We start from the raw sequence: 9085 nt of genomic DNA, 5'->3' as shown, positions 1-9085 counted from the left end.
AACTCCATCTTTAAAATAACTAACAAATACTCACTTTCTTCTCTATCTTTTCTTCCCGCGCCCCCGCGTGGGGGGGGGGCGGGGGGCGCCCCCCCCCCCCCCCCCCCCGGCCGCGGTACCGGTACGGCGCAGTTGCCCGGTACCGCGGCCCTTTTCACGGCCGTAGTACCGCGGTGAGGAACTCGGTCTGGTCGTGGACGGCCTGCTCGAACAGATCGTCGAAATAGATATCGAAATGCCCGGCGGGATAGCGCTTCACCTGGGCGTGTTTGGTTTTCCCGGCGGCGCGCAGTGCGGGTTTCACCGGTGTGATCGAATCCTGGTCGCACAGGGCATACAGCACCGGCATCTTCAGTTCTTTGGCATGCCGGCCCGGCCGGTCGAACAGCAGCGGAAAAGCCGCGCGCGCCGGAATCTTCGGCCGGTAGGCCGGACTCTCTTCGGCCAAGCGGCCGAACCCGGCCGGCACCTGCGTCCCGGTCGCCATCGCCGCGGCGCGTTTCCGCCCGGCGAGCCGGACCTGGACCGGTTTACGAAAGATCATGCCGAACAACGCATCCGTGATGGCAAGGGTGCCGACCTTCAGCAGACTGATGGGTCCCTTCGCCAGCGCCGAGGAGAATCCGCTGACGAACGGCGCCTGTGCCACGACCGCCGCGATATAGGCATCGTCGGGTGCCACGGCCAGTGCGTGACCGCCGCCCAGCGAGGTCCCCCACAGCGCGATCCGCGTGGCGTCGAAACCCCGCAGGGTCCGCGCGTAGGCGATGGCGGAGGTCCAGTCCTCGCGCTGCCGCGAAATATTGACCGTTTGCCGCGGTTCGCCGTCACTGCTACCGAAATGCCGGTAATCGAATACCAGTACCCCCATTCCCGCGGCGGCGAACCGCCGCGCGTACCGATCCAGTCCCATTTCCCGGTTCGCACCCAGTCCGTGCCCCATCACGACGATCGGGCGAGGTTTGGGCGGACCGGCCGGTTGGTACAGCCAGCCGGCACATTTCTGACCTCCCGACGGGAAGCCGACCTCCACACGCTCCATGATCAGTGACGGTACCGAGGTGTTGTTTCGCCGACGTTGTCAGTCCGGGTGGGCGCCGGTGCCGGGGCCGGCCGGGGTCGTGGCCGCGGGGCCGTAGCGGGTGTGCCCGGCGGAACGGATCAGGGTGATCCCGTAGCCGGTGAGCCATACCGCCCACAGCAGCCAGCCGGCCAATCCGAGCAGCGAGAGGGTGTCGTGACCGGTGACGATCAGCGGTGTGAGGGTCGCGGAGGCGAATTGCAGGCAGGCCGCGACGATTCCGAGCACCAGCAGCCACCGGGCGAGCAGACCGGCGGTGAATCCGGCTGTGCCGAGTCCGAACATGGCCAGCGCGAGGAACGTGCCGTTGAACCCGAATACCGCTTCGTGCAGCGCCCAGAGGGTGCCGATACTCGCCGGATCGCCGACCGTAGTCATTGCCAGGCGGATCGCGACCACGACAGTGAAGGTGGCGTTCTGCAGCAGTACTCCGGCGAAACCCGCGTAGACCCAGGCGGTCCGGCCGCCGGCGGACAGGACCGCCGCCAGGGCGCCTGCGGCGAACAGGGTTGCCAGGGCCCATACGGCAGGGAGTAGGGCCGAGACCGCGAGGGTGGGTCGGTCGGTGGAGCGGAAGAATTCGATCGCCTCGTCGGTGGACGAACCGGGCGAGGGCATTCCGGCGGGTACGAGGACGAGATTGGCGGCGACGATGAGCAGTGCGAAGCCGATTCCCGCCGCGCCGGCGGTTCGCTGGGCGACCACGGCGTCGAAGGATTTTCTGGACATATATTCAATATAAGGTGTGTAAATCGAAAGGGGAACCATGAACGGCGAGCCCGACCGGCGCCGATACGATTCGCTGCGCAGGACCGCACAGGCCCAGGAGACCACCGCGCAGATCGCCCGCTGCGCCCGCGAACTCTTCCTCACGCGAGGCTGGGCGGCGACGACGGTGCGTGAGGTCGCCAAGGCCGCCGGCGTCTCCGTGCCCACGGTGTATGCGGCATACGGCAACAAGACGGGGCTCACCCGGGCCCTGGCCGACGCCGCGGATCTCTCCGGCGACCTCCCGCGCATGATCACCGAACTGGAAGCCGCGCCCGGCCCGGCCGCGCAGCTGGCGGCCATGGCCGGGTACGACCGCCGGCTGTTCGAACGGGCCGGCGATGTCATCGTGCTGCTGCGGGAGGCGGGCCGCGCCGAACCCGAACTCGCGCGCGAGTACCGCGACGGCCGCCACCGCGCCGACGAGACCCGCATCCAGGTGTTCTCCGGATGGCCGGACGGTGTGCTGCGCCCCGGGCTCACCGTGGACGAGGCAGTCGATATCTACGCCGCACTCTGCAATATCGACGTGTTCACCGTGCTGACCGGCGAGCGCGGGTGGGCTCCGGACCGGGTCGAGCGCTGGTGGGGCACGGCCCTGGTGCGGGAACTGCTGACACCCACGTGATCGACCGGTCGGGGCGGGAGCCGGGGCCGGCAGCGAGTATCGTGTGCGGCGGATGAGCCGGCCGGGCGGTCGCGGCGCCGGGAACGGACACTCGCAGAGTGTCACGCCGGGCGCCGAGGAAAGTCCGGACTCCACAGAGCAGGGCGGTTGCTAACGGCAACCCGGGGCGACCCGCGGGACAGTGCCACAGAAAACAGACCGCCCGTGGCCCGTCAGGGCCGCGCGGTAAGGGTGAAACGGTGCGGTAAGAGCGCACCAGCGCCCCGGGTGACCGGGGCGGCTCGGTAAACCCCGCCCGGAGCAAGGTCGAAGGCCGCACCCTACGGTGCGGTTGCGCAGGTGTTCGAGGGCTGCTCGCCCGAGCCTGCGGGTGGACCGCTCGAGGTACCCGGCGACGGTGTGCCCAGATGGATGGCCGCCACCCGGTGCGAACCGGGGACAGGATCCGGCTTACAGGCCGGCTCATCCGCGCCCGGAACATCCCATGATCACAGCGGGTTACTGCCCGCTGAAACCAGCATTTCCGAACCGGTCTGCCGCCGGGACCGGTGGTCGGCGACTCGGGCGGCGGGCACACCGTGGGCTCCGGGCGACGACGGGACACACACGGGACAGGGTGCGGTTACCGCAGGTCCCGCTCCAGGGGGCGACAGTTCGAGAGTGCACGCGTGTGGTGCCGCCGTGTCACCGCATCCGGCTGACCCGGGGGCCATGGGTGACCGGTGCGGAGGCGGCCCGGGCGGAGGGCAGCTTGCGCAGGGCGGTGGTACTGCCCTCCGGATCGGCTGTGGTGGCGGCTCGGTTACGCGGCCGGCGTACGGGTGCGGTTCCGGCTCTTCCGTGGGCCGTTTCCCAGCCCGCGACGAACGCCGTCCGCACCGCATCCACTTCGGCAGCATCGATGCGGTGGGTCGTGCGGTATTCGGCCCAGGCGGCTTCGCGGGCTTCCCGGGCCCGGCTGTGGATACCGGCCCGCAACACCTCGGTTGCCAGCTCGGTGACGGTGCGGCCCTTCACGGCTGCTCGGTCCATGAGGATCCGATGGTCCGTGCTCTGCAGGCGGACCAGGATGTCGATATAGCTCATCGGAACTTCCTCGGGGCTGAGCCTTCGCCGGAGCTGCGGCCGCTTCGGTTCGGGCGGGTCGGTTTCGGTGGCGGACGCCTGGGCGTCGAGGGCCCGTATGTCCGCCGGGTAACCTGTCGATGCGCTGCAACGACGCGGTTGTCTGTGTAGTCGCGCCGGCCGGTCCGGGGGTTACTACCCGGGGTGTCCCAGAAAATAGGGGTTGGACAGCAGCACCTGCGCGCATTACAGTCGCCGTCGGCAAATCGTGGGGACGGGAGGGGTATATGACGATTCTGGTGACCGGGGCCACCGGCAATATCGGCCGGAAGGTTGTCGACGAACTGCTGGCCCGCGGCGTGGGGGATATTCGCGCGCTGACCGTGAACCCGGAGAAGGCGGCGCTGCCGGAAGGTGTCGCGGCCGTCCGCGGGTATGTCCGCAAACCGGAAACCCTGCGCGCCGCACTCGACGGCGTCGAACGGATGTACCTGGCGCCGGCGCCGGACACCGTGGAGGAAGTGGTCGCGCTGGCGAAGGGCGCGGGGGTGCGTCATATCGTCGATCTGTCCGGCGAACCCGACAGCTGGTGGGGCACCGTGTCGAATGCGGTCGAGGCGAGCGGTGTGGCGTGGACGCATCTGTGGCCCGGGGATTTCATGGAGAACACCGAGATCTGGGCGCGCCAGATCCGGGAGACCGGCACGGTCCGCGAACCCGACCCCGATGCCGGCAGTACCCCGATCGCCATGGACGATATCGCGGCCGTGGCCGCCGCGGCGCTGACCGGCGACGACCATATCGGCCGCGCCTATTCATTGACCGGCCCGGAGAAACTCACCCGGGCGCAACTGCTGGCGCAACTGGCGTCCGCACTGGGGCGCGAGCTCGAATTCGTGCGGGCGACCCGCGACGAGACGATCCGGGTACTCACGCCGACGATGGGCGATACCGCCACCTGGTACGTCGACAATGTGCTCACCGGTTTGGACGGGATCACCTTGCCGGCGAACCGGATCGCCGAAGAAATCACCGGCCGCCCCGCGATGACCTTCGCCGAATGGGCGGCGCGCTACGCTTCCGCGATTTTCGGCCCGGATTCCGGGGCGCGGGATTGAGCAAAGAGGGATTTCCGCCCTTTCCGGGTAATTCGGACCGCTGATTTCGGTCCGAGCCCGTTCCAGGTATCGATCGGAAAGGCCGGTACGGGCTGTTGTTACTGCTGCCCGCACATTGCCGCGACCATCTGATAGACGGCGTCGGTTTCCTGTGGTGCCGGCGTAGTCCCACCGGTATCGAGGCGTTCGGCGAGCGCGGCGGTGGCCTCGTCCTCGGGCGTACCCGCCCGGATATCGGCGCAGGTCTCGGTGAAGATCGCGGTGATCGCGGCGTCGTCGCGGCCCTCGGCCAGCCCGGGGAAGGCGCCGCGGAAGCCGATGACGAACGAACCGGCCTTCACCTGGTCGATTTTCGCGGTATCGGGGTTCGCGACCGATGAGGTCGCGGCGGTTTCCGGTTCCGCGCTATCGCTCTGGCAGGCGGTCGCGGCGATCGCGAGCACGACGAGGGCGGCGGGTAGGAGAACTGAGGGTCTGTTCACGGCCCGGATGGTAACTCCACGAGGTGGACACCGTCCCCCGCCGGGCGGGGGGCGATGTTCACCCAGTGGCCGATCAGGCCGTGGGTCCGACGACGAACATCTGCGCCAGTGCGGTGGCCTGCTGCGGGCCGACGAGGGGGAGCAGATAGTCATAGATGAGAGTGGACATACGTGAGGAAACTCCAACTCGGATTCGTTGAACGCTTACGGTTCGCCACAGTAGCAGTTGCGGGGGAGGGGCGAACTTTTCGCGAGAGATTCGTGCAGAGGTGGCATAAAGGGTGATCGGCGTCATAAGGTATGCGCGTCGGCAGGCTCGCCGTCGCCCTCGAATGCGCCGTCGAGCCGATTCATACCTCTAAAAGACAGGTCACATCACATATGCGGGTAGCACGTACCTTGGCAGCCGGAGCCTTCATCGCCGGGGCCGCATCCGTTCTCGCCACCGTGGGCGCCGGTTCGGCCGGTGCGGTCGCGGTGACACCGATGCCCGATGTCGGTGGGGTGCGGGTCGACCTCAGCCCCGCGGATACCCAGTGGGTGCACAACAGCAATTTCGGGCATATGCTCGCGGCTATCCCGCATCCGTCGGCTCCCTCGTTCGGGATGGCGCTGGACGCGGCCGCGGCGGTGTCCTCGGCGCAGCCGAACGGGCGGGTGGTTTTCACCGTATTCGGTCCGTTGCATGAACTGAACGGGTCGATGCTGGCAGTGCAGTAGCGCGGCAACGCTTTTCGCGGCTCGGGCCGGTACCGGATCTCGGTGCCGGCCCGAGTCGTGTGTCTGCGATGGATGATCGCGGAGTGGCCGGCTCAGGACTTGTCGATGGCTGCCGCGGCCGCCGGATACCGGGCCAGGCAGCGGCCGGCCGCGGTGTCCTCGGCATCGGCGAGAGTTTCGTACAGATGGGTGTCCTCGCCGGCGGCGTGCGCGGCGGCGGCGTGCGCACGCAGGGCGTCATACGATTCGACCGCGTCGCGGTGGTCGCCGAGTACGGTCTGCAGATGTTTGGCCCGCCCGCCCAGGTCCGCGGCGAACTCACCCAGCACGGCTTCCGCCGCATCGCACGAGTACCGTAACCGCTTGGCGCTCTTACGGATATCGTGCAGTAGTTCGACGCGGTCGGTGGGTGCCGCGGTCGGTTCTGCCCGCACCAGGCGGCGTACCCGTTTACGGTCGGCCCGCAGGACGGCATCGAAAACCTCGGCCGCGGGCGACGCGCTCACCGAGGTGCGCAGCGGTGGGTGCTTACGCCACTTCTTCAGCTCGCCGCGGACAGCCCGGTAGCGGGTGCTGTCCAGGGCGGTCAGAACCGCGCCGTGTGCGGCGAGGTAGCGGTCGCGCTCCGCCCGGACCAGCCGCTTGCGCGTGGGCTTCAATGCGGCCGAATCCTTTTCGGCATACCGGTCGAGCAGGTCGGCGAACCGGGCGCCGCGGACTTCCGCATCCCGCGCGACGCCCAGAATTCCGGCGAGCCAGGCCAATTCGGTGCGCACCCGGTTGGCCGCATCGGGGTCGAGTAGCCGTTTATAGGAGCGCAGGACACTGCGCAGCCGCCGGGTCGCGACCCGCATCTGGTGCACCGAATCGTCGGCGTCGGCACGGACTTCGGGTTCGGCCGCGAGCAACCGTTCGATATCGGCGCGTAATGCGGCAGTAAGTGCCGTCCCGGCGGTGCCGGGCTCCGAGCTCATCCGGGTACCGCCGCGAAGGTATCGGTGGCCTCGACAAGGTGGTGCACGATGCCGGGTTCGGTGGCCGAATGCCCGGCATCGTCGACGATCCGCAGCAGCGAATGCGGCCAGGCCCGGTGCAGGTCCCATGCGCTGATCGCCGGGCAGACGATATCGTGGCGGCCCTGCACGATGATTCCCGGAATATGGGTTATCGCACCGATATCGCGCAGCAGTTGTCCCTCGTCGAGGAAACCGCCGTGCCGGAAGTAGTGGTTCTCGATCCGGGCGAAGGCCAGCGCGAAACGCGGGTCGCCGGCGTCGGCCGTGCGCTCGGGGTCGGGGCGCAGCGAACTGGTCGCGGCTTCCCAGCTGGACCAGGCGACGGCGGCCGCGGTCGCGACTTCCGGGTCGGCGGAGTGCAGTAACCGGTGGTAGGCCTCCACCAGGTCACCGTCGCGTTCGGAGGCCGGGACGGGGGCGAGGAACTTCTCCCATTCGTCCGGGTACACGTATCCCGCGCTGCCGTTGTAATACCAGTCGATTTCCTTGCGGCGCAGCAGGAATATCCCGCGCAACACCAGTTCGGTCACGCGGTGCGGATACTTCTGCGCGTAGGCCAGCGACAGGGTCGAACCCCAGGAACCGCCGAAGACCAGCCACCGTTCGATACCGAGTTCGGCGCGCACCGCCTCGATATCGGCGATCAGGTGCGCCGTGGTGTTCACCGACAGATCGGCGCCGTCGGCGATATGCGGGGTGGAATTCCCGCAGCCGCGCTGATCCAGCAGCACGATCCGGTAGCGCTCGGGATCGAAGTAGCGGCGGTTGAGCGCGGAGGTGCCGCCGCCCGGGCCGCCGTGCAGGAACACCGCGGGTTTACCGGCCGGGTTACCGCTGGTCTCCCAATAGATCGCCTGGCCGTCGCCGACCTCGAGCATGCCCCGGTCGTACGGTTCGATCGGGGGATACAGGGTGCGCATCACAGCGTCAGCACGCCGGCTGCCAGCTCGGGCAGCTCCAGCGCTTCGAGGGCCTGGGTCCGCACATCCGGGCAGGCGGCGGAGGTGGTCCGGTCGACAACTGCCGTATCACCCAGCAGTTGCTGATTTCCCACACCGTTGGTGAGCGCCCATTCGTGCGCCATGAGGTTCAAACCGATCCGGCCGATCGTCGGGCCCTGCACCCGCCAGTTCGACAGCTCCGGTTCCATCATGTCGCACAGGTTCTGCGCGGCCTTGTCCGAAACCTCGAGGGGCGTGGCGGGCGCGGCGCTGGTACCGGTCGGCGCGGCGGTCGCGCTCGTGGTGGTGGAAGTGGAGGGATCGCTTGCGGCCGGTGAACCGGTCTGCACACCGCCACATGCGGTGAGCAGTGCCGCCCCGCACACTCCCACCACCATCAGGGCGCCCCGTGCCGTCCGAACGGTTGTCCAAGCGCGTTGCCGCATCAGTACCTCTGTACTCGAGTCGAAAACTTCTCGACACCGAGTTTGCCATCTCCGGCAGAGGTGGGAAGCCGCTCCGGCCCGGACGCGGGCTCAGAAGCTGTGCTCGGGCCCCGGGAAAGTACCGCTACGCACCTCGTCGGCGTACGCGGCGGCCGCCGTGCGCAGATCATCACCCACGGCGGCGAACCGCTTCACGAACTTCGCGGTCTTACCGCTGGTGTACCCGGCCATGTCCTGCCACACCAGCACCTGGGCGTCGCAGTCGGCACCGGCGCCGATACCGATGGTCGGGATGGTCAGCTTCCGGGTGACCTGGCCCGCGACGTCGGCGGGCACCATTTCCATCACCACCGAGAACGCGCCCGCGGCCTGTACCGCGATCGCGTCGGTCAGCAGGCCTTCGGCGCCCGCGCCGCGGCCCTGGACCCGGAAACCGCCGAGGGTATTCACACTCTGCGGGGTGAACCCGATATGCGCCATCACCGGAATACCGGCGGCGGTGAGCAGGGCGATCTGATCGGCGACGCGTTCGCCGCCCTCCAGTTTCACCGCATGCGCGCCGCCCTCCTTCATGAACCGGGTGGCGGTCGCGAGCGCCTGTTCGGGGGAGCTCTCGTAGCTGCCGAACGGGAGGTCGGCGACCACCAGGGCGTTGGGGGGGCGCCCCCCCCCCCCCCCCCCCCCCCCCCGCGGCACCCAGCATCACGAACGGCAGATTGTGCGGCCGGAAGGGGGTCTTGGGCCAGCCGGCGCGTTTACCGACCACGATCGCCAGGGCGAGCGCGGCGGCACCGGAGTTGATATGCACGGCGGTACCACC

The 9085-nt window shown here is 68.5% G+C and carries 10 protein-coding genes, 1 other RNA gene and 2 pseudogenes; 4 read left to right on the top strand and 9 right to left on the bottom strand.

What is annotated here, in order from left to right; translation table 11 throughout:
• Positions 1-154: 154 nt before the first annotated feature.
• Together QH196_RS15190 and QH196_RS15185 are read right to left on the bottom strand one after the other, a co-directional pair.
• A complete protein-coding gene (locus tag QH196_RS15190) occupies positions 155-1042 on the bottom strand; it encodes an alpha/beta hydrolase (RefSeq protein ID WP_280416432.1) in 888 nt (295 codons plus the stop codon).
• Between the two features lie 39 nt (positions 1043-1081).
• Positions 1082-1810 (bottom strand): 2-oxoglutarate/malate transporter, encoded by a 729-nt coding sequence (locus QH196_RS15185; protein WP_280416431.1) that lies wholly within the window; start codon positions 1808-1810, stop codon positions 1082-1084.
• A gap of 37 nt (positions 1811-1847) precedes the next feature.
• On the opposite strand from QH196_RS15185, the gene QH196_RS15180 reads away from it, so the two are divergent.
• Positions 1848-2477, top strand: coding sequence for a TetR/AcrR family transcriptional regulator (locus QH196_RS15180; RefSeq protein ID WP_280416430.1), 630 nt, complete (start codon positions 1848-1850; stop codon positions 2475-2477).
• A gap of 53 nt (positions 2478-2530) precedes the next feature.
• Positions 2531-2946, top strand: an RNA gene (gene rnpB, locus QH196_RS15175) — RNase P RNA component class A.
• 215 nt (positions 2947-3161) lie between these two features.
• Here rnpB and QH196_RS15170 read toward each other — a convergent pair.
• The gene (locus QH196_RS15170; RefSeq protein WP_280416429.1) at positions 3162-3563 is read right to left on the bottom strand and encodes a hypothetical protein; all 402 of its coding nucleotides are present in this window, start codon (positions 3561-3563) and stop codon (positions 3162-3164) included.
• A 266-nt stretch (positions 3564-3829) separates the two neighbouring features.
• On the opposite strand from QH196_RS15170, the gene QH196_RS15165 reads away from it, so the two are divergent.
• Positions 3830-4660, top strand: a complete 831-nt coding sequence (locus tag QH196_RS15165; protein ID WP_280416428.1) for an NAD(P)H-binding protein — start codon at positions 3830-3832, stop codon at positions 4658-4660.
• A gap of 98 nt (positions 4661-4758) precedes the next feature.
• On the opposite strand, the gene QH196_RS15160 is transcribed toward QH196_RS15165, so the two are convergent.
• Complete coding sequence (locus QH196_RS15160) at positions 4759-5142, bottom strand: hypothetical protein (protein ID WP_280416427.1); 384 nt, start codon at positions 5140-5142, stop codon at positions 4759-4761.
• A gap of 381 nt (positions 5143-5523) precedes the next feature.
• On the opposite strand from QH196_RS15160, the gene QH196_RS15155 reads away from it, so the two are divergent.
• On the top strand, positions 5524-5862 hold the full coding sequence (locus tag QH196_RS15155) for a hypothetical protein (protein WP_033244970.1): 339 nt from the start codon (positions 5524-5526) through the stop codon (positions 5860-5862).
• Positions 5863-5954: 92 nt separating this feature from the next.
• On the opposite strand, the gene QH196_RS15150 is transcribed toward QH196_RS15155, so the two are convergent.
• The 5 genes and pseudogenes from QH196_RS15150 to QH196_RS15130 form a co-directional block, all read right to left on the bottom strand.
• A complete protein-coding gene (locus QH196_RS15150; protein ID WP_280416426.1) occupies positions 5955-6836 on the bottom strand; it encodes a CHAD domain-containing protein in 882 nt (293 codons plus the stop codon).
• Positions 6833-7798 carry a prolyl aminopeptidase gene (gene pip, locus QH196_RS15145; protein ID WP_280416433.1) on the bottom strand — a complete coding sequence of 322 codons (966 nt, stop codon included), beginning with the start codon at positions 7796-7798 and terminating at the stop codon, positions 6833-6835. Before pip ends, QH196_RS15150 begins: the two co-directional genes overlap by 4 nt.
• Complete coding sequence (locus QH196_RS15140; protein WP_280416425.1) at positions 7798-8265, bottom strand: hypothetical protein; 468 nt, start codon at positions 8263-8265, stop codon at positions 7798-7800. Before QH196_RS15140 ends, pip begins: the two co-directional genes overlap by 1 nt.
• 90 nt (positions 8266-8355) lie before the next feature.
• Positions 8356-8922 (bottom strand): annotated as a pseudogene (gene panB / locus QH196_RS15135) (3-methyl-2-oxobutanoate hydroxymethyltransferase); the annotation flags it as partial.
• Between the two features lie 31 nt (positions 8923-8953).
• A pseudogene (locus QH196_RS15130) lies at positions 8954-9085 on the bottom strand (hypothetical protein); the annotation flags it as partial.

Source organism: Nocardia carnea (genome assembly GCF_029868325.1).
GTDB lineage: Bacteria > Actinomycetota > Actinomycetes > Mycobacteriales > Mycobacteriaceae > Nocardia > Nocardia carnea_C.
Note: the sequence above shows the minus strand (reverse complement) of the source record. Positions and strands in the feature narration are given on the sequence as shown.